This window comes from Aquabacterium sp. A7-Y (assembly GCF_026153205.1).
In the GTDB taxonomy this organism is placed as follows: Bacteria; Pseudomonadota; Gammaproteobacteria; order Burkholderiales; family Burkholderiaceae_C; genus Caldimonas.
The window spans coordinates 44116-66978 of record NZ_JAPFBW010000025.1; the positions used below are offsets into that span (position 1 = coordinate 44116).

The window sequence follows — 22863 nt, forward strand, 5'->3', positions numbered from 1 at the left end:
CGGCGCCGCGCGGTCTCAGGCGACGGCGGCCGCGGTCCCCCAGCGGCGCTCGATGTAGTCCTCGACGATGCGCTGGAACTCGGTGGCGATGCCCTCGCCGCGCAGCGTCAGGGCCTTCTCGCCGTCGATGAACACGGGCGCGGCGGGCGCCTCGCCGGTGCCGGGCAGGCTGATGCCGATGTCGGCATGTTTGCTCTCGCCCGGGCCGTTGACGATACAACCCATCACTGCGACCTTCATGCCCTCGACCCCGGGGTAGCGCTGTTTCCACACCGGCATCTGCGAGCGCAGGTAGTCGTCGATCTGCTTGGCCAGTTCCTGAAAGGTGGTGCTGGTGGTGCGGCCACATCCCGGGCAGGCCGTCACGCTGGGCACGAACACCCGCAGGCCGAGCGACTGCAGGATCTCCATCGCGACCACCACCTCCTGGGTGCGTGCCTCGCCGGGCTGGGGCGTCAGCGAGACCCGGATGGTGTCACCGATGCCTTCCTGCAGCAGCAAGGACAGCGCGGTGGCCGAGGCCACCGTGCCCTTGGTGCCCATGCCGGCCTCGGTCAGGCCCAGGTGCAGCGGGTAGTCGCAGCGCGCCGCCAGCGCGCGGTAGACCGAGACCAGGTCCTGCACGCCGCTGACCTTGCAGGACAGCAGCACCTGCTCGCCGCGCATGCCCAGTGCCTCGGCGCGGCGGGCCGACTCGATCGCCGAGGTCACCAGCGCCTGGTACATCACCTGCTTGGCGTCCCAGGGCGTTGCGCGGCGCGAGTTCTCGTCCATCATCGAGGCGAGCAGTTCCTGGTCCAGGCTGCCCCAGTTGACACCGATGCGCACCGGTTTGTCATGGCGCAGCGCCACCTCGATCATCTGGGCGAACTGGCGGTCGCGCTTGTCACCTTTGCCGACGTTGCCGGGGTTGATGCGGTACTTGGAGAGCGCCTCGGCGCAGGCTGGGTGTTCGCTCAGCAGCTTGTGGCCGTTGTAGTGGAAATCGCCGATCAGCGGCACCGCGATGCCCATGCGGTCGAGCTGCTCACGGATGGCCGGCACGGCCTCGGCGGCCTCGGGCGTGTTGACCGTGATGCGCACCAGCTCGGAGCCGGCCTGGGCCAGCTCCTTCACCTGGATGGCGGTGGCGATGACATCGGCCGTGTCGGTGTTGGTCATCGACTGCACCCGCACCGGCGCGTCGCCGCCCACCGTCACCACGTGCTCGCCCCAGCGCACCTGCGCCTGGCGCGAACGGCGCGGCGCCGGCCGCGCCGGAGGGATGTAGGTGGGGGTGGACATCAGAAGATCTTCCATTCGGTGGGCACCGCGCTGAACGGCGGCTGTCGGCTATTTGATCTCGAAACGGGCGACGTTGTCACGTGCGTAGGGCGCCAGGTCCAGCGGCTGCCCGCGCAGCGTCACGTCGGTGCCGGCGGCATTGCCGATCTGCAGCCGCAGCGGGAAGCGGCCGTCGACTTCGACGACCTCGCCGGCGCGCACCAGGCGCGATACCAGGGTGCGCCCGCCGCTCTCGCGCACGTTCAGCCAGCTGTCGGCCTTCGCGCGCACCACGACGGGGGCGCCGGACAGCGCCGCCTGGCTGGGCGTCGCAGCCTGCGAAGCCGCTTCCGCCGCCGGCGCCGCAGAGGCCGGGGGGTCGACCACCAGCGGAGCCGCATGCACGGTCTCGCTGCCGCTGGCCTCGCCCGGCGGCATCACCGGCACCGTGATCGTGGTGGTCGCGGTGCCCGGAGCGCCCTCGGAGCCCGCCGTCTCGCTGGTGCTGGTGTTCGTGGGCAGGCGCAGCATGCCGGGCGGCAGCATCCACAGCACGATGGCCGCGATCACCAGCAGCAGAGGCAACAGCAGCGCCGGGCGCAGCAGCGAGGACAGCCTGAAGCCTTCGCGGCGGCGTCCGGTGCCGTCCCGAAAGGGCTGGTTCAGACCGATGGCCACGTGCTCCAGCCGCGAAGGCGTGCCCAGTTCAGGCAGCCGCGCCAGCACCGGCAGCGGGTCGATCTTGAGGAAGCGGCAGACCGCCTGCGCGAGCGCACGGGCAAAGGTCGGGTCCGGCAGCTCCTCGTGCCGGTCGGCCTCCAGGGCTTCGAGCTTCTGGACCGTGACCTTGATCGAGGCGGCCAGCGCGGCGATGTGGATGCCGTTGGCCACGCGGGCGGCCTTCAGCATTTCGCCTGCGGTCTGCGTGCCGCCCGAGGACGGCTGGGCCGTCGAGGACTGTTTGCGATCCGCCTCACTCATCGAAGCGCCTCCCCTCGAAAGCCGCCGCCTGGCGGGATTGTGGGTAGCGCTGTTTCAGTTGATTGCCGTAGTCCATTGCTCCCATCGTGTTGCCCAGCTTGTGCTCGATGCGAGCGGCCAGCCAGAGCGTCTCGGCATTGGCCAGCTGGGGGACGTTGTTGACGCGCCGGATGTAAAAGCGGGCGCGCTCAAATTCACCGCGGCGGTAGAGCACGTCGGCGAGGTTCACGGAAGTGGCGGGGTTGCCAGGATCGAGTTCATAGGACCGCGTCAGCGTCTGCTCGGCCGCAGGCAGGCTGCCGGCGCGAGCCTGGCAGACACCCTTGGCGAGCTGCGTCTTGGCCGCCTCGCGGTACTGCGGCAGCGCGATCGCCCGGTCGAACTGCTCGTAGGCGTCGTTGTAGCGGCCCCGCTGGCACAGGAACCAGCCGTAGTTCTGCATCACGTCGCCGTCGCGGCCGTTGAGCTGCAGCGCCCGGCGAAAGCTCTCCTCGGCCAGCTGGTCTTCGTTGAGGCTGGCATAGACCAGTCCACGCAGGTTGTAGGCCTGGGGCATGTTGGGGTCGGCCTGCAGGGCCTGCTTCAGCTCGTCGAGCGCGGTGGTGGTCTGCCCCTGGCCGAAATAGGCCGAAGCGAGTTCGAGGCGGATGCGCGCGCGCTTCTGGTTCTCGGTCTCGTCGAAGGTGGTGACGATCTCGCGCGAGCTGCCCGGCGGGGGCAGGTTGCCGCAGGCGGCCAAGCCCGATACCGCCATCATCACCAGCAGTGCAACGCGCCCTGCGCGCACCACCCCGCCTTGCGCCAACATGCTCATCTCGTCTCCTGCCGGCTGCCGCCGGTCGTGGCGTGTATGCGTATCGGCTGGCGAGTCAAGCGCTGCTGGACATTGGTGCGATCCTGCACCTCGCCGGCCAGCTGGCCGCAAGCGGCGTCGATGTCGTCGCCGCGCGTCTTGCGGACGGTGGTGACGATACCAGCGTCCATCAGCACCTTGGCGAAAGCCTGCACCCGGGCCCGCGGTGAGCACTTGAGGCCGGAGGCCGGGAAGGGGTTGAAGGGAATCAGGTTGAGCTTGCAGGACACCCGCCCGCGCAGCAGCGCGACCAGCTCGCGGGCCTGGTCCTCGCTGTCGTTGACGCCGTCGAGCATGCAGTACTCGAAGGTGATGAAGTCGCGCGGGGCGGCTTCCAGGTAGCGCTTGCAGCTGTCGAGCAGCTCGGCGATCGGGTACTTGCGGTTGAGCGGCACCAGCTCGTCGCGCAGCGGATCGGTGGGCGCGTGCAGCGAGACCGCCAGCGCGACCGGGCAGTCCTCGCGCAGGCGCTCCATGAAGGGCACGACGCCCGAGGTCGAGACCGTCACGCGGCGACGCGACAGGCCGTAGCCATGGTCGTCCAGCATCACCCGCAGCGCCGGCACCAGGGCCGCGTAGTTCTGCAGCGGCTCGCCCATGCCCATCATCACCACGTTGGTGATGGCGCGCTCGCCAGGGGCGAGCTTCAGGCGCGTGCGCAGGTGGTGTTCGGCATACCAGAGCTGGGCCAGGATCTCGCCGGTGGACAGGTTGCGACTGAAACCCTGGTGGCCGGTGGAGCAGAAGCGGCAGCCCACCGCACAGCCGGCCTGCGAGGACACGCAGAGCGTGCCACGGTCGTCTTCGGGGATAAACACCGCCTCGACGGCGTTGCCGGCGCCGACGTCGAACAGCCACTTGATGGTGCCGTCGGTGGAGGCCTGCTCGGTGAGCACAGGCAGGGGCCGGACTTCGGCCGTGCGGGCGAGTTTCTCGCGCAGCGACTTGGCGAGGTCGGACATCTGGTCGAAGTCCGAAGCGCCTTTCTGGTGGATCCAGCGGAACAGCTGGGTGGCGCGGAAACGCTTTTCTCCCAGCTGCTCGCAAAAGGCGGCCAGTCCGTCGAGATCGTGATCAAGCAGGTTGGCCGCCATGTGCTCTCCTCGTTCGCAGGCCTCCAGGCGAGGCGCTGCGTTTTACAGCGTGCGCCGCCTCAGCGGCTGTAGACGTTCATGCCGGGGAAAAAGAAGGCCACTTCCACGGCAGCGGTCTCGGGCGCGTCGGAGCCGTGCACCGCGTTGGCGTCGATGCTGTCGGCGAAGTCCGCGCGGATGGTGCCCTTCTCTGCCTTCTTCGGGTCGGTGGCGCCCATCAGGTCGCGGTTCTTGGCGATGGCGCCTTCACCTTCGAGGACCTGGATCATCACCGGGCCCGAGATCATGAAGTTGACCAGGTCGTTGAAGAAGGGGCGTGCCTTGTGCACGGCGTAGAACTGCTCGGCTTCGGCGCGCGAGAGGTGGGCCATCCGGGCCGCGATGATCTTCAGACCCGCGCCTTCAAAACGCGAGTAGATCTGGCCGATGACGTTCTTCGCCACTGCATCGGGCTTGATGATGGACAGGGTGCGCTCGATCGCCATGAATATTCTCCTGAGTCAAGTACTTGGCAAAGCTTTGTATTGTAGCGCCCGAGCCCTGGGTTTCCCCCGGTGCCACGGGCTTTTTCCGCCCACGGATATGGACTACTTCGGGCCCTGTGCCGCCTTAGCGGCCGCGGCCTCCGCCACCGCCGCCGCGTTTCGGCCCCCCGCCGAAGCCGCGGTTGCCGCCCTGCCCGCCGCCGCCGAAGCCGCGGTTGCCACCGCTGCTGCCGCCGCGTCCGCCGCCCTTGTTCCCATGGCTCTTGCGCAGGAAGGCATCGGCGCCGATGTAGCCGACGCTGGTCTGCATCGGGTCGGGCTGGCGCGGCTGGCCCTGCTTGAGCTTGGTGGACTGGGCGAAGCGCTTGTCGTAGGTCTGCTCCAGCGGGTCGGGGCCGCTCAGGCGCGGCTGGGCCGGCCCTCGGTTGCCGCCCCGGGCATCGCGCGGACCGCCCTGACGCTTGCCGGCGGGCCCGGCCTTGTTGCCCTGGCCGGGCTTGCCGCCCTGCCCCTGGCGGCCGCCGCGGCCTTCGCGTTGCCCCTCGCCGCGGCCGGTCTCGCCCTGCGCCAGGCGTTTCATCGAGCGCACGTCGCTGTCCTCCAGCTCGACCCAGACACCCCGCTTGAGGCCCCGCGGGAGCACCACGGTGCCGTAGCGGATGCGGATCAGCCGGCTCACGGTCAGGCCTACCGCGTCGAAGAGCTTGCGCACTTCCCGGTTGCGGCCTTCGGTGATCACGACACGGTACCAGTGGTTGACGCCTTCGCCGCCGCCGTCCTCGATGGACTTGAAGCTGGCCGGCTGGCCGTCGATCTTGACCCCGTCGAGGAGGCGCTTGCGGGCCTCGGTCTCCAGCGTACCGAGCACGCGCACCGCGTACTCGCGCTCGACGCCGAAGCGCGGGTGCATCATCTGGTTCGCCAGTTCGCCCGAACTCGTGAACAGCAGCAGGCCTTCGGTGTTGATGTCGAGGCGGCCGACCGACTGCCACTTGCCCTGCGGCAGCTTGGGCAGGCGGCGGAACACCGTCGGGCGGTTCTGCGGGTCGTCGTGGCTGACCACCTCGCCGACCGGCTTGTGATAGGCCAGCACCCGCGGCGGCGGCGGCGCGATATGCACCTTGATGGGCTTGCCGTTGACGCGCACCTGATCACCGAAGGAGATGCGCTGGCCGATGTGCGCGGGCTCGCCGTTCACCGAGATGCGGCCTTCCAGGATCAGCTGCTCCATATCGCGGCGCGAGCCGATGCCGGCCTGCGCGAGCACCTTGTGCAGCTTCGGTGCATCGGCGTCGGGCTGCAGCACACGCTTCTGGGACGCGGCCTCGGACTCCTCGACCGCCTCGTCGTCGACATCGAACTCGCCCGAGAGCACGTCGGCGAAACGCTGGCGGGCGTCCTCGCTGCCTGGGCCGCCGGGGCCGCGCGGGCCCCGCTTGCCCTGCTGGGCGCCGCCCTCGCGTTCGCCCCTGCCGCCACGCTCGCCCTTGCGGCCCTCGCGTCGTTCACGCTGGGCCGGCGCTTCGGTGCCTTCCACGGCACCGGCCTCGGCGGCCTCACCGCCCTCGCCTGCGTCGGATGGCGCGCGGGCTTCGGCCTGGCTCTCGCCGCGGCGCTCGCGACGCTCACGTCGGTCGCGCCGGCGACGGCCCGGGCCCTGGCCCTCTTCCCCGCCCTCGGCGGCCGGCGGCGCAGCGGTCTCGCCTTCCGCGCCGGTTCCGACGGCAGCGTGCGCGCGAGCGCCCTCCTCGGCGTCAGAGGAGCGTGCCTCCACAGGCCGCGGGGCCGCCGGCAGCTCGCTGGCGGGCGCTGCCGCCTCGGCATTCGCGGCGGGCAGTGCGGCCTCGGCCGCCGGGGCGCCGGACGGGATCACCTCGACCGACGCCGCGGCCTTGGCACGGCCACGCCGGGGCCGTGCCGGCTCGGCCGGCGCTTGCGCCTCGGTCGCCTGCGGCGCTGCTGCCGCCTCGGGAGCGGCAGCCTGGGGAGCGGCAGCCTCGGCCGGCGGCACCTCCTCGGCGGCGGCCGCCTTGCGCCGGCGCGGCGCCTTCTTCGCTGCGGCCGGCACCTCCGCGGAGGCCGTTTCAGCCCCCTCGGCGACAGCCGTCACCAGCTCGCCCGCCACCGCCTCGGCCGGTTTGGCCTTGCGCGGACTGCGGCGCTTGGGCTTGTCGGCGGGCGCGGCCTGCCCCTCGGTTTGCGCCGTGGGTACGGCGGGCGCATCCGTCTCGGGCGACGAGGGCGGCAGGTCTTGCGGTTCAGAGTTCATGGCGGATGGGGGGGAATGCAGTGGAGTCCGGGGTGTCCGGGCCAGCGTCGTCGCTGGCGGACGGTGAAGCGGTAGGGAGTAAGGGGGACGGGTCGTCGGCCGGCGCCAGGGCGTCGGCGACGGGCCGCTCGGGCTCGTCGCCGACCTCGGCGGGAGCAGCGGGCGCTCCGGCGTGCGCTTCGGGGGCGTCGCCGGCAGGCGCTTCGGGGAGCGCCGGCGCCTCAGGCGCCGGCGACTCCGAGGGGAGCTCGGAAGCCGTGGGCGGCTGCGCAGCGCCGAGGCTGCCGGCTTCGGCATCCACCTCGGTCTCGGCAGCCGCCTCCGGGACCCCGGCCGGCCCCTCGGTCGGCGCTGCGCCCTCCTCGGCTGGCGCGGCGGACGTCTCATCGACCGCCTCGCCCTCGGGCAGCGCCAGCGAGTCGCCCAGCCCGGCGACGAGCATCTGGGGGTCGGCACCGGTGTTCTGCAGTGCGGGCAGCTGGTCGAGCGAGGCCAGACCCAGGTCGTCGAGGAACTGCCGGGTGGTGGCGTAGAGCGCCGGGCGGCCGGGCGCCTCGCGGTAGCCGATCGCATCGATCCAGCCGCGGTCCTCGAGCTGCTTGATGATGTGGCTGCTGACCGTGACGCCGCGGATGTCCTCGATGTCGCCGCGCGTGACAGGTTGCCGGTAGGCGATGATGGCCAGGGTCTCCATCGTGGCGCGCGAGTACTTGGGCGGCTTTTCCGGGTTGAGCCGGTCGAGGTATTCGCGCATCTCCGGCCGGCTCTGGAAGCGCCAGCCGGTCGACACGGCAACCAGCTCGACGCCCCGGTCCTCCCACTCGCGCGTCAGCTCGTCGAGCAGCATGCGAAGGGTGTCGGCGCCCAGCTCGTCGTTGAACAGCGTCCGCAGGTCGCGCAGCGGCAAGGGCTGCTGCGCGCAGATCAGCGCTGTCTCAAGGACGCGCTTCGCATCCTGTGTGTTCATGAGTTGTCGTTTGTCGTCCTCAAGCGGATCCAAGCGTCGTCTTGCGCCTGGGCCAGGCCTGCCCGCAGGCCTGTGCGCCGCACGCCGGGTTCGGGTGTCTTCGAGATCGGTTGCGGGGACCGCTGCGACGGCGCCAAAGGCCTTGGCGCTCGGGTTGCCCCGCTGGCGCTGGCCGGTGCCGGCCGCAAGCCGCGGACTGAAGCGGTGGTGCTTACCTGGGGCGCATTGTATCCAAGCCGGCGCCCCTCGCACATCGAGGGCCGCCGATGTCGGTTCAACACATCAGATCGACGCTGCCGGCGACCTCGCGCCAGGCCGCCGCGAAGTCCTCCGGCGGCGCCGCCTCGAAACTCAGCGGCTCACCGCTGACCGGGTGCTGCAGGCCCAGGCGGGCCGCGTGCAGGGCCTGGCGCTGAAGGCCCAGCGCCGGGCGCCCGCCGTAGAGCGTGTCGCCGACCAGCGGGAAGCCGCGCGAAGCCAGGTGGACCCGGATCTGGTGGGTGCGGCCGGTGTGCAGGCGGCAGCGCACCGCCGAGCAGGCCAGCGCGGTGGCCACCAGCGCCACCTCGGTGCGCGCCGGCTTGCCGCTGCCCAGCACCGCCATGCGCACGCGCGACTGCGGATCGCGCCCGATCGGCGCCTCGATGCTCGCCAGCCGGGCCGGCTGCAGGATCTCACCGTGCACCAGCGCGGCGTACTCGCGCCGCACCTCGCGGGCCGCGATGGCCCGCACCAGCGCGGTGACGGACTCCAGCGTCTTGCCCACGACCATCAGGCCGCTGGTGTCCTTGTCGAGGCGGTGCACAATGCCGGCCCGCGGCAGCGCGGCTGCGCCCGGGTGGTGGGCCAGCAGGCCGTTGAGCAGGGTGCCCGACCAGTGGCCGGCGGCCGGGTGCACCACCAGCCCGGCGGGCTTGCGAACCACCATCAGGTGGGCGTCCTCGAACACGATGTCCAGCCCCAGGGGCTCCGGACGGAAGGCCTGGCTCTGCGGCGTGGGCCGCAACTCGACCTGCACCCGCTGGCCGACGTGGACCTTGCGGCTGGCGGTGTCGGCGAGGCGCCCGTCCAGCAGCACGCAGCCCTGCTCGATCAAGCTCTGCAGGTGACTGCGCGAAAACTCGCCGGCCAACTCGACCAGCAGCTTGTCCAGGCGCAGGCCGTGCCGGGCCGCATCGACGACGGTTTCACGCCGCTCCGCCTCGGCGGCCTCCGGGGCCTCGTCCTCCGGGTCGACCAGTTCCGAAGGACTCGGCTCAGAGCGTGAGGGGGGAAGCATATAAAATTCGCGATCCTTCGTTTGACTGCGGACGGCAAGCACCGCCCGCTGCTGGTATGCGTGATGTGAAGCCTGTGTCGGAAAGCCCGACCACCGCCCGGCCCCGAGCAGGCACCGGGGCCCTGGCCGCCGGCGCGCTGGTGCTGGCCGCCGCACTGGCCGGCTGCTCGTCGACGCCGAAAGACGAGACGGCCGGCATGTCGACCGACAAATTGTATGCAGAGGCCAAGGACGAGGCAGCCGCCGGCAACTACGAGCGCGCCATCAAGTTCTACGAGCGGCTGGAGGGCCGCGCCGCCGGCACCCTGCTGTCACAACAGGCGCAGCTCGAGCTCGCCTACCTCTACTACCGCACCAACGAGAAGGCGCAGGCGCTGGCGACCATCGATCGTTTCGTCAAGCTGCACCCCAGCAGCCCGGCGATGGACTACGCGCTCTACCTGCGCGGCGTCGTGAACTTCAACGACAACCTGGGGCTGTTCGGCAAGCTGTCGCGCCAGGACCTCTCGGAGCGCGACCAGCAGGCCTCCAAGGACGCCTTCCAGGCCTTCAAGCAGCTGGTCGAGCAGTTTCCGAACTCGACCTACACACCCGATGCGCGCGTGCGCATGAACTACATCGTCAACGCGCTGGCGGCCTACGAGGTCCACGTGGCACGCTACTACTACCGGCGTGGCGCCTACCTCGCGGCCGCCAATCGGGCCCAGCAGACGGTGCAGGACCACCAGCAGTCGCCCTCGCTGGAGGAAGCGCTCTACCTGATGGCGCGCAGCTACGATCGGCTGGGCCTGACCCAGTTGCGTGACGATGCCGAGCGCGTGCTGCGCACCAGCTTCCCCGACAGCGCCTACCTCAAGGGCGGCACCCGGGGCGAGGACAAGCCCTGGTGGCAGCTCTGGTGAAGCACCGGGCGCCGCTCAGGCGGACGGCTGCGACAGCGCGCGGAGCTCGGCGAGCCACCCGACCGCCTCGGCCTCCGTATTGAGCCGTGTCATCGGCGGCAAGGCGGCCAGCAGGCGCCGGCCGTAGCCCATGCTGACCAGCCGGGGGTCGCACACCACCAGCAGCCCACGATCGTTTTCGGTGCGGATCAGGCGCCCGGCGCCCTGCTTCAGCGCCACGGCCGCCTCGGGCACGAAGTACTCGTTGAAGGCGTTGCGGCCTTCGGCCTCCAGGCGCTTGACGCGCGCCTCGACCAGCGGGTCGTTGGGCGGCGGGAAGGGCAGCTTGTCGATCACCACGCACTGCAGCGCCTCGCCGGGGACGTCGATGCCCTCCCAGAAACTCTGCGACCCGACCAGCACCGAGCGCGGCTGCGCCAGGAACTGCTGCATCAGCTGACGCTTGGGCGCCGTGCCCTGCACCAGCACCGCGATGCCGGCCCCGCTGTGCTCGAACTCGGCCTGCAGCTCCTGGCCGATCTGCTGCAAGGCCCGCAAGGTGGTGGTCAGCACGAAAGTGCGGCCGTCCAGCGACTGCGCCAGCCGCGCCGCCAGTCGCGCCACCGAGACCGGATGGCCGGGCTCGTTGGGCCGCGGGAACACACGCGGCACGTACACGCGAGCATGTTCGGGATAGTCGAAGGGGCTGCCCACACGCAGCGTCACCGCGTCGTCGAGCCCGGTCGGCTCGGTGAACCAGCGCAGCTTCTCGTCGGCCCCCAGCGTCGCGGAGGTGAAGATCCAGGCCTTGGGGTGGCTCTCCAGCTGCTCGCGCATCGCCTCGCGGATGTCCAGCGGCGACTCCACCAGGCGGGCCTGTTGCGGGCCGATGTCGATCCAGCGCACCTTGCCCGGCGCGGACTCGACCGCGAAGGTCGCAGCGCGGGCCGAGAGCTGGCGAGCCCGTTCCTGCAGCTTGGGAAAGTCGGGCGCGATCTCGCTGACCGTGGCCAGCGCCTCACAGGCTTCGCGCGAGCGCTCGCCCAGGGCCTGCAGCGCCGCGACGAACTCGGGCCGCTCGCCGCGTTCCTGCCAGCGCAGCTTGACGATGCCGCGCACCTCGCGCAGCGGCCCGGCAGCGGCCAGCCGCAGATCGCGTGCGGCGCGGTCGCAGGCGCCGGCGAGCTCCGACCACGGCGCCAGGCCGCGCGCATGCTGCAGCCCGGCGGCCAGCAGGTCGCGCGAGAAGTCGATCACCTGCCCGGTCGCGAGCGTCGCGCCGAGGAACTGCACGCCGGCCTCGGCCAGCTGGTGCGCCTCGTCGAAGATCACCGCATCGGCACTCGGCAGCAACTCGGCGATGCCGGTCTCGCGCAGTGCGAGATCGGCAAAAAAACAAGTGGTGGTTGACCACCACGACATCGGCCGCGAGCGCTTCGCGGCGCGCCTTCATCACATGGCAGCTGCGGTAGCTGGGGCACTCCGAGCCCAGGCAGTTGTCGCGCGTGGAGGTCACCAGCGGGATCACCGGCGAGCGGTCGTCCAGGCCTTCGAGCTCGGCCAGGTCGCCGCTGCGGGTCGCCTGCGACCACTGCTCGATCTTGGCCAGCGTGCGCACCGCCCAGCGGTCGGGCAAGGCACTGGCGTGGCGCGCCTGCTCCAGGCGGTGCAGGCAGAGATAGCTGCCGCGGCCCTTCAGCAAGGCCAGCTGCACCGGCACCTGCAAGGCATCCCGCACATGCGGCAGGTCACGCAGGAACAACTGGTCCTGCAGGCTCTTGGTCGCGGTGCTGACCAGCACCCGCCCCTCGCCCAGCAGCGCCGGCACCAGGTAGGCGAAGGTCTTGCCGACGCCGGTGCCGGCCTCCGCCACGATGGGCCGGCGTGCCTCGATGGCGCGCGCGATCTCCATCGCCAACTCGGTCTGCGGCGGGCGCTCCAGGTAGTCGGGATCGGCCTGCGACAGGGCGCCACCGGGTGCGAAGGCGTCCAGCACGGCCCGCACCAGCTCACCGTCGGCAGGGGCCGGGCGCGCCTCGGCCTCGCTGTCGTCGCGGCCCGACTCGGCGCGCTCCAGCTGGGCCAGGAAGTCGTCTTCCGGCAGCCCGGAGTCGGTGTCGTTCATCCGCGCGCGCTCAGGCAGGTTCTTGAGGACTCAGCTGCGTTTCCAGCCGCACGATCTGGTCGCGCAGTAGCAGGCGGCGCTTCTTGAGGCGTCGCAGCGACAGCTCGTCCAGCGGTCGCTGGCCTTCGGTCTGGTCGATGAGGTTGTCGAGATCGGCGTGCTCCATGCGCAGCTCGATCAGCCGTCGCTGAGGCGAGTGCAGGTTTTCGTCCATGGAGGCCATCGGTGTCAGTACTCGGCAGGGATTCCGGTCGGGTCGATTATAGTTTTCGCTGTTGCAACACGGCCCCACCATGAGCTCTCCACCCAAGGGTTACCGCCTGACTGCCGCCACCGGCATCCACCGAGGCGACCGCGCCTACCAGCAGGACCAGGTGGAAGTGCTTGCCCACCCGCGCGTGAGCGGCTGCCTGCTGGGCATCGTGGCCGACGGCATGGGCGGCAAAAGCGGTGGGCGCAAGGCCTCCGACCAGGTCATCCTGACCGCGCGGCAGCTGTTCGAGCGTTATGCGCCCTCCAGTGACGATGCCGGCGAGACCCTCAAGCAGCTGGTGCTCGAATCACACCTGATGATCAAGCTCACCGCGATCACCGCCGAGGAGGAGCCACACAGCACGGTGGCGGCCTTCCTCGTCAACCCCAACCGCGAAGGCGCGGTGATCCACGCGGGCGACTCGCGCGTCTACCACTTCCGCGGCGCCGAGATGCTCAGTCGCACCAAGGACCATTCCTATGTGCAGCGCCTGGTCGACGACGGCCAGATCAGCGAGGAAGAGGCCAACGTGCACCCGCAGTCCAATCTGCTGACCGGCTGCCTCGGCACCTTCCAGGACCCGCCGGTCACGCTGCACCACTTCGGCCGCCTGGAGGTGGGCGACAGCCTGCTGGCCTGCAGCGACGGCCTGTGGCACTACTTCAGCCCGCGTGAACTGGGCGCGATCGTCAACACGCTGCCGCCGCGCGAGGCCAGCGAGATGCTGGTCTCGAAGGCGCGCCAGCGCGCCCGCGGGGGCGGCGACAACCTCTCGCTGGCGGTGGTCCGGGTCGAGCCGCTGAGCTGAAGCCGCTGCGACCTCGCGATGAGGCGGCGCGGCCGGCACCTTGACCCGCCACTGTCAGAACCGGCGTTGAAAAGGCCCCGGTGAGAGCCTAGATTGGACCGCACTGCCGCTCCGGCGCCCCCCGGGCGGCAGGAGCCGCAGCTTCCGCGCCTGCCCGGCGCCCCCGGCTCCGCCGCCCCTCAAGGAGCCGCCATGTCCTCGACAGCCGCCGCCCCCGGCGATCCCCCGGCCTGGGAACAGGAAGCGAGGCAGCGCTTCGGCCTGCTGCCCGGCCTCTACCGCAGCCTCATCGTGTCGCCGCGGCAGCCGCCCCCGCTGTGGCAGCACGCCCGCATGGCCTATCTCGACAACCCGCTGCCCGCACTGCTCAAGGAACGGCTGTTCCTGCATCTCTCGCGCTTCTGCGAATCGCGCTACTGTGCCGCCCGGCATGCCGCCTTCCTGCTGGGGCAGGGCCACCCGGCCGGCGACACGACCACCCTGCCGCAAAGCCCCGAGGATGTACGCGCGCTGCTGGCTCGCGCGCCCTGCAGCGCCGAGGACCTGCAGCAGGCCGCCGCCTGCCTGTCCGCGCAGTCCGGGCTGCTGGACCAGTGGCCGCTTCCCGGCGAGCCCGAGGAACTGGCGCTGCTCGACCTCGCTGCGGCGGTGTTCACCGACCCGGCCCGCGCGCAGGGCGCGCGCCTGGCCTTGCTGCAGGCCCTGGGTACGCAGCGTCTGCAATGGCTGCTGACCTTCCTCGCCTTCGTCCGCCACGCGCACTTCTGGAGCCTTCTGCATCCCGAGCTGCCGCTGGAGGACGACGTGATCGCCCTGCTGCGGCAGCAGCCCGAGCTCGACACCCTGCTGCGCGGCCGCGGCGGCGAACGCGGCGCCCAGCCGCAGCGCCTGCACGCCGAGTCGCTGGAGTTGCAGAGCCTGCGGCAGCGACGGGCCGAACTCGAGCTCGCCCACCGGGCGCTGCAGGAACGCGACCGCCAGAAGGACGAGTTCCTCGCGATGCTCTCGCACGAGCTGCGCAACCCGCTCGCGCCGCTGCGCAGCACGCTGGAGCTGCTGCGCCTGAGCGAGCCTGGCTCGCTCGACCCGGCCCCGCTGCACGAGATGCTGGAACGCCAGGTGGACCACCTGGTGCACTTGGTCGACGACCTGCTCGACGTGCAGCGCATCAGCCATGGCAAGGTGACCGTGCGCAAGGAAGCGGTCGACCTGCTGCTGGTGGTCAATACCGCGGTGGAGGCCAGCATGCCGCACATCGTCGAGGCCCACCAGCGCCTGCACCTCTCGCTGCTGGCCGCGCCGCTGCGGGTGCTGGGCGACCGGGTGCGGCTGACCCAGGTCTTGACCAACCTGCTGAACAACGCGGCGCGCCACACCGATGCCGGCGGCGACGTCTGGCTGACGGTGCAGCGCGAAGGCGGCAGCGCCACGATCTCGGTGCGCGACAGCGGCTGCGGCATCCCCGCGGCCATGCTGCCCCATGTGTTCGACCTGTATGCGCAGGCCGCCAGCCCGGGCAGCGAGAGCAGCGCCGGCCTGGGCGTGGGCCTGGCCCTGGTGCAGCACCTGGTGCAGCTGCACGGCGGCAGCGTCCAGGCGCGCAGCGAGGGCCCGGGCCGAGGCAGCGAGTTTCTGGTGCGCCTGCCGCTGGCCCTGCAGGGGCTGCCGCGCGTCTCGTCGTCGGAGGCCCGGGTGTTCTGCGTCACCGCGCGGGTGCTGCTGGTGGACGACAACCGCGCCGCCGCCGACCCGGTGGGCGCGCTGCTGCGGCTCATCGGCGCCGAGGTGAGGGTCTGCTACGACGGCGCGTCGGCGCTGCGCACCATCGAGGACGGTTTCTCGCCCGACGCGGTGGTGATCGACCTCGGCATGCCGGTGATGGACGGCTTCGAACTGGCGCGCCGCCTGCGCGAGCTCGCATGCGGCCGGGATGCCCTGCTGATCGCACTGACCGGCTGGGGCCACGAGCAGCACAAGCAGATGACCCAGGCGGCCGGCTTCGACCACCACCTCACCAAGCCGATCGACATCGCCGCGCTGCAGGCGACCTTGAGCACCATACGCCGCCCCGCGGTTCCCGGCTGAGATCGTTCAGGTCAGGCTGGTATCGACGTTGCGGTGCGCGAGCGACAGGAACTCGGTGGACTGCATCTCGTGCAGGCGCGAGACCGTGCGCGGGAACTCGTGCGCCAGCGGGCCGTCGGTGTAGAGCTGCTCGGGCGGCACCTCGGCCGACAGCATCAGCTTGACACGGCGGTCGTAGAGCACGTCCACCAGCCAGGTGAAACGACGCGCCTCCGAGGCCAGGCGCGGCGACATGCGCGGCACGTTGGACAGCAGCAGGGTGTGGAACTGCGTTGCCAGCTCCAGGTAGTCGTTCTGCGAACGCGGACCGCCGCACAGGTTCTGGAAGTCGAACCAGACCACCCCCCCGGCACGCCGGCGGGCGCGGATCTCGCGGTGTTCGATGTGCAGCAGCGGGTTCTCGTCGCGCGCCTCGGCCAGGCGCTCGAAAGCCTGCAGCATCGCGGCGTCGGCCTCGCCGCCGAGCGGCGTGTGGTACAGCTGCACCTGTTCCAAGGTGCGGCGACGGTAATCGGTGCCGTTGTCGACGTTGATGACTTCCAGCTTTTCTTTCAACAGCTCGATCGCGGGCAGGATGCGGTCGCGATGCAGGCCGTTGGGGTAGAGCTCGTCCGGGTGGAAGTTCGAGGTCGTGATGATGCTGACGCGGTTGTCGAACAGGGCCTGCAGCAGCCGGTGCAGGATCATCGCATCGGTGACGTCCGAAACGTGGAACTCATCGAAGCAGATCAGCCGGTGACGCCTTGCAATGCGCCGTCCCAGCTCGTCCAAGGGGTCGGACATGCCCTTCAGGTCGGCCAGCTCGCGGTGCACCTCGCGCATGAACTCGTGGAAATGCAGCCGGGTCTTGCGCAGCACCGGCACGGCGTTGAAAAAGCAGTCCATCAGGAAGCTCTTGCCCCGCCCCACCCCGCCGAACATGTAGACCCCGCGCGGCAGCGGCGGGCGCCGCAGCAGCTTGGTCAGCGCATTGGAGCGCCGCGCCTTGTAGTCGACCCACTCGTCATAGCAGCGCTGCAGCGCCTCGATGGCGCGCAGCTGCGCGGGGTCGCTGCGGTAGCCGCGCTCCGCCAGCGTCTGTTCATACAGCTCGGTAACCGTGACCATACAACCCGTACTTGTCTTGCCGCTCAAGAAAAAGGGCGACCCGCGAGTCGCCCTCTTCTGCCGCGCATCCTGGTCGGACGCGTCAGAAGTTGAGCGTGCGTTTGTCCACCGCCAGCGCGGCTTCCTTGGTGGCTTCGCTCAGCGAGGGATGCGCGTGGCAGATGCGCGCGATGTCCTCGGCGCTGGCCTTGAACTCCATCGCGACGACACTCTCGGCGATCAGCTCGGACGCGTAGGGCCCGATGATGTGCACGCCCAGGATCTCGTCGGTCTTGGCGTCGGCCAGGAACTTCACCATGCCCGTCGTGTCGCCCAGCGCCCGCGCACGGCCGTTGGCCATGAAGGGGAAGCTGCCGGCCTTGTAGGCACGGCCCGCGGCCTTGAGCTGCTGCTCGGTCTGGCCCACCCAGGCGATCTCGGGGTGGGTGTAGATGACCCAGGGGATGGTGTTGAAGTTGACATGGCCGTGCTGGCCGGCGATGCGCTCCGCCACCGCCACGCCCTCTTCCTCGGCCTTGTGCGCCAGCATCGGGCCGCGCACCACGTCGCCCACCGCCCAGACGTTCGGGAGGTTGGTCTTGCAGTCGTCGTCCACGACGATGGCGCCGCGCTCGTCGAGCTTCAGGCCCACCGCCTCGGCGTTCAGGCCGATGGTGTTGGGCACGCGCCCGATCGAGACGATCAGCTTGTCGACCGAGAGGATCTGCGAGCCGCCCTTGGCGTCCACATAGCTGACCGCGACGCCGTCATCGTCGGTCTTGACCTCGGCGATCTTGACGCCCAGCTCGATCTTCAGGCCCTGCTTGGTGAAGATCTTGTGGGCCTCCTTGGCGATCTGCTCATCCACGGCGCCGAGGAAAGCCGGCAGCGCTTCGAGCACGGTCACCTCGGCACCCAGGCGGCGCCACACCGAGCCCATCTCGAGGCCGATGACACCCGAGCCGATCACGCCCAGCTTCTTCGGCACCGCGGGGATGCGCAGGGCGCCGTCGTTCGAGAGGATCTTGTCCTCGTCGAAGGCCGCGCCGGGCAGGGCCCGCGGGTTCGAACCGGTGGCGAGGATCACATGCTTGCCGACCAGGGTCTCCTCGGTCGCGCCGCTGACCTTGATCTCGTAGCCGCCCTCGGCCGCCTTCACGAAGGAGCCGCGGCCATGGAAGAAGCTGACCTTGTTTTTCTTGAAGAGGTACAGGATGCCGTCGTTGTTCTGCTTCACGACGGTGTCCTTGCGACCCAGCATCTTCGCCACGTCCATGGCCAGGTTGGACAGCGAGATGCCGTGCTCGGCGAAGCCGTGGCCGGCGTGCTCGAAGTGCTCGGACGACTGCAGCAGCGCCTTGGACGGGATGCAGCCGACATTGGTGCAGGTGCCGCCCGGGGCCGGGCCGCCCTTGCTGTTTTTCCACTCGTCGATGCAGGCCGTGTTGAAGCCCAGCTGGGCCGCACGGATCGCCGCGATATAGCCGCCGGGGCCGCCGCCGATGACGACGACGTCGAATTGTTTGCTCATCACTCGGTCCTCAGATGTCGAACAGCAGGCGGGCCGGGTCTTCCAGCGCTTCCTTCATCGCGACCAGGCCGAGCACGGCTTCTCGGCCGTCGATGATGCGGTGGTCGTAGGACATCGCGAGGTAGTTGATCGGGCGGATCACGATCTGGCCGTTCTCCACCACCGCGCGGTCCTTGGTGGCGTGCACGCCCAGGATGGCCGACTGCGGCGGGTTGATGATGGGGGTGGACAGCATGGAGCCGAACACGCCGCCGTTGGAGATCGAGAAGGTGCCGCCGGAGAGGTCTTCCAGGCCCAGCTTGCCGTCCTTGGCTTTCTGGCCGAACTCGGAGATCTTCTTCTCGATCTCGGCGAAGGTCATCTGGTCGACGTTGCGCAGGATGGGCACCACCAGACCGCGCGGCGAACCGACCGCGATGCCGATGTCGAAGTAGCCGTGGTAGACGATGTCGTTGCCGTCCACCGAGGCGTTGAGGATGGGGTACTTCTTCAGCGCATGGACCGCGGCCTTGACGAAAAAGCTCATGAAGCCGAGCTTGACGCCGTGCTCCTTCTCGAACTTCTCCTGGAACTTCTTGCGCATCTCCATCACGGGCGCCATGTTCACTTCGTTGAACGTGGTCAGGATGGCATTGGTGGCCTGCGACTGCAGCAGTCGCTCGGCGACACGGGCGCGCAGACGGCTCATCGGCACCCGCTGCTCCGGACGATCACCCAGGTTGGCAACCGGCGCGGAGACCGCCGGCAGCGGCTTGGCCACGGCGGGCGCGGCGGGCACCTGCACCGGTGCGGCCACCGGCGCGGACTTGGCGCCCCCTTCCAGCACGCCCAGCACGTCGCCCTTGGTGACGCGGCCGTCCTTGCCGGTGCCCGGCACCGAACCGGCGGCGAGCTGGTTGTCCGCCATCAGCTTGGCGGCCGCCGGCATCGCGACGCCGGACTTGCTGCCGCCCGCGGGAGCGGCGGCAGCAGCGGGCGCCGGCGCGGCGGCCGCCGCCGGAGCAGCGGCAGGCGCGGCGGCGCCGGCCTTGCCCTCGGTGTCGATCTTCGCGATCACCTGGTCGGAGGTCACCGTGCCGCCGTCGGCGACAACGATCTCGCCCAGCACGCCGGCCGAGGGCGCCGGCACTTCCAGCACCACCTTGTCGGTCTCGATCTCGATCAGGATCTCGTCCTGGGCCACGGCCTCGCCGGGCTTCTTCTTCCACTGCAGCAGGGTGGCTTCGGCCACCGATTCGGAGAGCTGCGGAACCTTGACTTCTACGATTGCCATAACGTGTCTTTCGATGTCTGTGGGGGCGTCCGGCGGGGCCGCGGGGCGGGCATGCGGCCGGACGCGCGCTCAGGGCCGGGCGACGTGGCGCCCGGCCTGCGCGTGTTTATTTGGTGAGGACAAAACCCTTGAGCTTGGCGAAGGCCTGGTCGAGCAGCGCCTTCTGCTGCTCCTGGTGCAGGTGGGCGTAACCCACTGCCGGCGAGGCCGAGGCAGGACGACCGGCGTAACCCAGCTTCTGCCCTTCGCTCATGTTCTCGTGGATGTAGTGCTGCACGAAAAACCAGGCGCCCTGGTTCTGCGGCTCGTCCTGGCACCACACGACATCGGCGAGGTTGGGGTACTTCTTCAGCTCCGCCGAGAAGGCCTTGTGCGGGAAGGGATAGAGCTGTTCGACGCGGATGATCGCGACGTCGCCCGCCTTTTTCTCCTCGCGCTTCTTGATCAGGTCGTAGTAGACCTTGCCCGAGCAGGCGATCACGCGCTTGACCTTGGCCGCATCGACCTGCGCGTTCAGCTCGCCGATCACGGTGCGGAACTCGCCCTTGGTGAACTCGGTCAGCGGCGAGGTGGCATCCTTGTTCCGCAGCAGCGACTTGGGCGTCATGATGACCAGCGGCTTGCGGAACATGCGCACCTGCTGGCGGCGCAGCACGTGGAAGATCTGACTCGCCGTGGTGGGCTGCACGACCTGGATGTTGTTGTCCGCGGCCAGCTGCATGAAACGCTCCAGGCGCGCCGAGGAGTGCTCGGGGCCCTGGCCTTCGTAGCCGTGCGGCAGCATCAGGGTCAGGCCGTTGGCGCGGCCCCACTTCACTTCGCCGGAGGCGATGAACTGGTCGATCACGACCTGCGCGCCGTTGGCGAAGTCGCCGAACTGCGCTTCCCAGATCACCAGGGTGTTCGGGTCGGCGCTGGCATAGCCGTACTCGAAGCCCAGCACTGCTTCCTCGGAGAGGATGGAGTCGATGACGACGAAGGGGGCCTGGTTGTCGGCCACGTTCTGCAGCGGGATGTAGCTGCCCTCGTCCCACTTCTCGCGCTTCTGGTCGTGCAGCACGGCGTGACGGTGCACGAAGGTGCCGCGGCCGCAGTCCTCACCCGACAGGCGCACCGGGTAACCACTGGCCACCAGGGAGGCGAAAGCCAGGTGTTCGCCCATGCCCCAGTCGACGTTGATTTCGCCGCGGCCCATCGCGGCGCGGTCGGCGATGACTTTCTCGACCAGCGGATGGATCTTCAGCGTGCTCGGGATGGTGGTGATGCGCTCGGCCAGGCGCTTGACCTCGGCCAGCGGCAGCGCCGTATCGGCGGCATCGGTCCACTTCTTGCCGAGGAAGGGCGACCAGTCGACCGCGTACTTGCTCTTGTAGTCGGTCAGCACGGGGTCGACCGTGTGCTTGCCGGCATCCATCGCGGCGCGGTAGGCCTTGGCCATCTCGTCGGCGTCTTCCGGCGTGATGGTGCCTTGCGCCGCCAGCTTGTCGGCGTAGAGCTTTCGGGTGCCGGGGTGGGCCGCGATCTTCTTGTACATCAGCGGCTGGGTCAGCGAGGGTGTGTCCTGCTCGTTGTGGCCCAGCTTGCGGAAGCAGACGATGTCGACCACCACGTCCTTGTTGAACTCCTGGCGGTAGTCCAGCGCCAACTGGGTGGCCAGCACGACGGCCTCGGGGTCGTCGCCGTTGACGTGCAGCACCGGCGCTTCGATCATCTTGACCACGTCGGTGCAGTACAGCGTCGAGCGGCTGTCGCGCGGGTCGGAGGTGGTGAAGCCGATCTGGTTGTTGATGACGATGTGCACCGTGCCGCCGGTGTAGTAGCCCCGGGTCTGGGCCAGCGCCAGCGTCTCCATCACCACACCCTGGCCCGCGAAGGCCGCGTCGCCGTGCACCAGCACCGGCAGCACCTGGTCGCCGTCCTGGTCGCCGCGGCGGTCCATGCGGGCCTTGACCGAGCCCTCGACCACCGGGTTGACGATCTCCAGGTGCGAGGGGTTGAAGGCCAGGCTCAGGTGGACCGGGCCGCCGGGGGTCGAGACGTCGCTCGAAAAGCCCTGGTGGTATTTCACGTCGCCGGCCGGCAGGTCTTCGGGCGCGGTGTGTTCGAACTCCGAGAACAGGTCCTTCGGCGTCTTGCCCAGGGTGTTCACGAGCACGTTGAGGCGGCCGCGGTGCGCCATGCCGATGACGATCTCCTGAACGCCCTTCTCGCCGCCGCGCTTGATCAGTTCGTCCATCGAGGCGATGAAGCTCTCGCCGCCTTCGAGCGAGAAGCGCTTCTGGCCGACGTACTTGGTGTGCAGGTAGCGCTCCAGGCCCTCGGCCGCGGTCAGGCGCTCGAGGATGGACTTCTTCTTTTCCGGCGTGAAGGCCGGCTTGGAGCGGATGGGTTCGAGGTGCTGCTGCCACCAGCGCTTTTCACCCGGCTCCGTGATGTGCATGAACTCGGCGCCGATGGTGCCGCAGTAGGTCTCGCGCAAGGCCTGCACGATCTCGCGCAGGGTCATCTGCTCGGCCTTGGTGAAATAGGTGTTCGTCGCGCTGAACGTGATGTCCATGTCGGACTCGGTCAGGTCGTAGAACGCCGGCTCGAGTTCGGGGATCTTGGGACGCTCCTGGCGCTTGAGCGGGTCGAGGTCGGCCCAGCGGGAACCGAGGAAACGATAGGCAGCGATCAGGGACTGGACGTGGACCTGCTTGCGGGCAACGGCGAGGTCGGTGCTGCTGGCCTTGACGGCGAAGGCGTTGGACTTGGCGCGCTGCGCGAAGGACTCGATCACCGGGGCGTGCGGCACGTCGCGCGACTCGGAGCCGTCGGCGGCAGGCACGTTCTGGAGGGCGTCGAAGTAGGCACGCCAGTTGTCCGGCACCGAGCCGGGGTTGTCGAGGTACTGCTCGTACAACTCTTCCACGTAGGGCGCGTTGCCCCCGAACAGGTACGAATTCGACCTGTATTGCTGCATCATTTCGCTCACCTTTCACCCCGGTTTCCAGGGTTGTTGGCTGGTTGGACAACCTTCCGCGACACGGCTTGACCGGTTGGCGGATTGCGACCCGCCTTTACTCTGGAATCAATACAGAAACCAGCAAAGGGGACGGGAAGGACTTATTTGTCAGACGGCGCACTCTAACACCGTTGCAATTCTGCCGCTAATGCAGCAGTTCGCTGCGATGTGAAGCATCTCTCGAAGCACAGGCGGCCCGGAACGGGCGATCGGTGTGGCATCAGGGAGACACCGGAGCCGAGGCGGCGCCCTCCAAAGGCTCGAACTGCGAGGCCGGGGCGGCCCCGTCGCCGCTGGCCGGCAGGCGGGTCGACCCGCCGATGCCGACACCCACGCCGCCGCGCCCCACCCCGACGCTGCCGCCGATGCGGCCCCCCGAGCCGATCGAGACGCCGACGTTGCCGAAGCCCACCGGCACCGACAGACCGACGCCGACCGAGCTGCAAGCGCTCAGCGCGAGCGTGGACACGAGGAGAATCAAAGGCTTGCGTTGCATGACAGGGGATCTTAGGGGTGATCCCGCCGGAAGTCATGCGCGAGCGCCGGGCAACCCCGACGCCGTCAGTGCTGCCGGACACTCCCGCTGGGGCGGGGGCATCCGGCCGGAACACCTGCAGCCGGGCGGC

17 protein-coding genes and 1 pseudogene are annotated in these 22863 nt (G+C 69.6%); 3 read left to right on the forward strand and 15 right to left on the reverse strand.

Annotated features, from left to right (window positions below; genetic code table 11):
• Positions 1-15 precede the first annotated feature (15 nt).
• From ispG to OOT46_RS21155, 8 genes are all read right to left on the reverse strand, one after another.
• Positions 16-1284 carry a flavodoxin-dependent (E)-4-hydroxy-3-methylbut-2-enyl-diphosphate synthase gene (gene ispG, locus OOT46_RS21120; protein WP_265405609.1) on the reverse strand — a complete coding sequence of 423 codons (1269 nt, stop codon included), beginning with the start codon at positions 1282-1284 and terminating at the stop codon, positions 16-18.
• Between the two features lie 48 nt (positions 1285-1332).
• Entirely contained in the window at positions 1333-2244 is a 912-nt protein-coding gene (locus OOT46_RS21125; protein WP_265405610.1) for a helix-turn-helix domain-containing protein, read from the reverse strand.
• A complete protein-coding gene (gene pilW / locus OOT46_RS21130; RefSeq protein WP_265405611.1) occupies positions 2237-3058 on the reverse strand; it encodes a type IV pilus biogenesis/stability protein PilW in 822 nt (273 codons plus the stop codon). The genes OOT46_RS21125 and pilW overlap by 8 nt, the downstream gene beginning before the upstream one ends.
• Positions 3055-4191 carry a 23S rRNA (adenine(2503)-C(2))-methyltransferase RlmN gene (gene rlmN, locus OOT46_RS21135; protein WP_265405612.1) on the reverse strand — a complete coding sequence of 379 codons (1137 nt, stop codon included), beginning with the start codon at positions 4189-4191 and terminating at the stop codon, positions 3055-3057. Before rlmN ends, pilW begins: the two co-directional genes overlap by 4 nt.
• 59 nt (positions 4192-4250) lie before the next feature.
• A complete protein-coding gene (ndk, locus tag OOT46_RS21140; RefSeq protein WP_265405613.1) occupies positions 4251-4676 on the reverse strand; it encodes a nucleoside-diphosphate kinase in 426 nt (141 codons plus the stop codon).
• 124 nt (positions 4677-4800) lie between these two features.
• Positions 4801-6945: a pseudouridine synthase gene (locus tag OOT46_RS21145; protein ID WP_265405614.1), complete on the reverse strand. Its 2145-nt coding sequence runs from the start codon at positions 6943-6945 to the stop codon at positions 4801-4803.
• The gene (gene scpB, locus OOT46_RS21150; protein WP_265405615.1) at positions 6935-7912 is read right to left on the reverse strand and encodes an SMC-Scp complex subunit ScpB; all 978 of its coding nucleotides are present in this window, start codon (positions 7910-7912) and stop codon (positions 6935-6937) included. The genes OOT46_RS21145 and scpB overlap by 11 nt, the downstream gene beginning before the upstream one ends.
• A gap of 274 nt (positions 7913-8186) precedes the next feature.
• Complete coding sequence (locus OOT46_RS21155) at positions 8187-9191, reverse strand: RluA family pseudouridine synthase (RefSeq protein ID WP_265405616.1); 1005 nt, start codon at positions 9189-9191, stop codon at positions 8187-8189.
• Positions 9192-9265: 74 nt separating this feature from the next.
• Between OOT46_RS21155 and OOT46_RS21160 the strand changes: the two genes are divergently transcribed.
• Positions 9266-10093: an outer membrane protein assembly factor BamD gene (locus tag OOT46_RS21160; protein WP_322114277.1), complete on the forward strand. Its 828-nt coding sequence runs from the start codon at positions 9266-9268 to the stop codon at positions 10091-10093.
• 15 nt (positions 10094-10108) lie between these two features.
• Here the strand turns inward: OOT46_RS21160 and OOT46_RS21165 are convergent.
• Together OOT46_RS21165 and OOT46_RS21170 are read right to left on the reverse strand one after the other, a co-directional pair.
• Positions 10109-12080: pseudogene (locus OOT46_RS21165) on the reverse strand (ATP-dependent DNA helicase).
• A gap of 127 nt (positions 12081-12207) precedes the next feature.
• Positions 12208-12411 (reverse strand): DUF465 domain-containing protein, encoded by a 204-nt coding sequence (locus tag OOT46_RS21170; RefSeq protein ID WP_265405617.1) that lies wholly within the window; start codon positions 12409-12411, stop codon positions 12208-12210.
• A gap of 79 nt (positions 12412-12490) precedes the next feature.
• Here OOT46_RS21170 and OOT46_RS21175 point away from each other — a divergent pair, with 79 nt between their 5' ends.
• Both OOT46_RS21175 and OOT46_RS21180 read left to right on the forward strand, forming a co-directional pair.
• Entirely contained in the window at positions 12491-13258 is a 768-nt protein-coding gene (locus tag OOT46_RS21175; RefSeq protein ID WP_265405618.1) for a PP2C family protein-serine/threonine phosphatase, read from the forward strand.
• A gap of 192 nt (positions 13259-13450) precedes the next feature.
• Positions 13451-15343 (forward strand): ATP-binding protein, encoded by a 1893-nt coding sequence (locus OOT46_RS21180; RefSeq protein WP_265405619.1) that lies wholly within the window; start codon positions 13451-13453, stop codon positions 15341-15343.
• Positions 15344-15349: 6 nt separating this feature from the next.
• Here OOT46_RS21180 and zapE read toward each other — a convergent pair whose 3' ends face one another.
• The 5 genes from zapE to OOT46_RS21205 all read right to left on the reverse strand — a co-directional run bounded on the left by zapE (position 15350) and on the right by OOT46_RS21205 (position 22733).
• Positions 15350-16450, reverse strand: coding sequence for a cell division protein ZapE (gene zapE / locus OOT46_RS21185; protein WP_265405620.1), 1101 nt, complete (start codon positions 16448-16450; stop codon positions 15350-15352).
• Positions 16451-16532: 82 nt separating this feature from the next.
• Positions 16533-17960, reverse strand: coding sequence for a dihydrolipoyl dehydrogenase (gene lpdA, locus OOT46_RS21190; protein WP_265405621.1), 1428 nt, complete (start codon positions 17958-17960; stop codon positions 16533-16535).
• A gap of 10 nt (positions 17961-17970) precedes the next feature.
• Positions 17971-19233 (reverse strand): 2-oxoglutarate dehydrogenase complex dihydrolipoyllysine-residue succinyltransferase, encoded by a 1263-nt coding sequence (gene odhB, locus OOT46_RS21195; protein ID WP_265405622.1) that lies wholly within the window; start codon positions 19231-19233, stop codon positions 17971-17973.
• Positions 19234-19339: 106 nt separating this feature from the next.
• Positions 19340-22198, reverse strand: coding sequence for a 2-oxoglutarate dehydrogenase E1 component (locus OOT46_RS21200; protein ID WP_416136236.1), 2859 nt, complete (start codon positions 22196-22198; stop codon positions 19340-19342).
• A 259-nt stretch (positions 22199-22457) separates the two neighbouring features.
• Positions 22458-22733 (reverse strand): hypothetical protein, encoded by a 276-nt coding sequence (locus OOT46_RS21205; protein ID WP_265405624.1) that lies wholly within the window; start codon positions 22731-22733, stop codon positions 22458-22460.
• Positions 22734-22863 lie beyond the last annotated feature (130 nt).

What these genes read in the sequence shown, in the direction of transcription:
- ispG (WP_265405609.1), bottom strand. Translation starts at nt 1,284, where the DNA reads ATGTCCACCCCCACCTACATCCCTCCGGCGCGGCCGGCGCCGCGCCGT.
- OOT46_RS21125 (WP_265405610.1), bottom strand. Translation starts at nt 2,244, where the DNA reads ATGAGTGAGGCGGATCGCAAACAGTCCTCGACGGCCCAGCCGTCCTCG.
- pilW (WP_265405611.1), bottom strand. Translation starts at nt 3,058, where the DNA reads ATGAGCATGTTGGCGCAAGGCGGGGTGGTGCGCGCAGGGCGCGTTGCA.
- rlmN (WP_265405612.1), bottom strand. Translation starts at nt 4,191, where the DNA reads ATGGCGGCCAACCTGCTTGATCACGATCTCGACGGACTGGCCGCCTTT.
- ndk (WP_265405613.1), bottom strand. Translation starts at nt 4,676, where the DNA reads ATGGCGATCGAGCGCACCCTGTCCATCATCAAGCCCGATGCAGTGGCG.
- OOT46_RS21145 (WP_265405614.1), bottom strand. Translation starts at nt 6,945, where the DNA reads ATGAACTCTGAACCGCAAGACCTGCCGCCCTCGTCGCCCGAGACGGAT.
- scpB (WP_265405615.1), bottom strand. Translation starts at nt 7,912, where the DNA reads ATGAACACACAGGATGCGAAGCGCGTCCTTGAGACAGCGCTGATCTGC.
- OOT46_RS21155 (WP_265405616.1), bottom strand. Translation starts at nt 9,191, where the DNA reads ATGCTTCCCCCCTCACGCTCTGAGCCGAGTCCTTCGGAACTGGTCGAC.
- OOT46_RS21170 (WP_265405617.1), bottom strand. Translation starts at nt 12,411, where the DNA reads ATGGACGAAAACCTGCACTCGCCTCAGCGACGGCTGATCGAGCTGCGC.
- OOT46_RS21175 (WP_265405618.1), top strand. Translation starts at nt 12,491, where the DNA reads ATGAGCTCTCCACCCAAGGGTTACCGCCTGACTGCCGCCACCGGCATC.
- OOT46_RS21180 (WP_265405619.1), top strand. Translation starts at nt 13,451, where the DNA reads ATGTCCTCGACAGCCGCCGCCCCCGGCGATCCCCCGGCCTGGGAACAG.
- zapE (WP_265405620.1), bottom strand. Translation starts at nt 16,450, where the DNA reads ATGGTCACGGTTACCGAGCTGTATGAACAGACGCTGGCGGAGCGCGGC.
- lpdA (WP_265405621.1), bottom strand. Translation starts at nt 17,960, where the DNA reads ATGAGCAAACAATTCGACGTCGTCGTCATCGGCGGCGGCCCCGGCGGC.
- odhB (WP_265405622.1), bottom strand. Translation starts at nt 19,233, where the DNA reads ATGGCAATCGTAGAAGTCAAGGTTCCGCAGCTCTCCGAATCGGTGGCC.
- OOT46_RS21200 (WP_416136236.1), bottom strand. Translation starts at nt 22,198, where the DNA reads ATGATGCAGCAATACAGGTCGAATTCGTACCTGTTCGGGGGCAACGCG.
- OOT46_RS21205 (WP_265405624.1), bottom strand. Translation starts at nt 22,733, where the DNA reads ATGCAACGCAAGCCTTTGATTCTCCTCGTGTCCACGCTCGCGCTGAGC.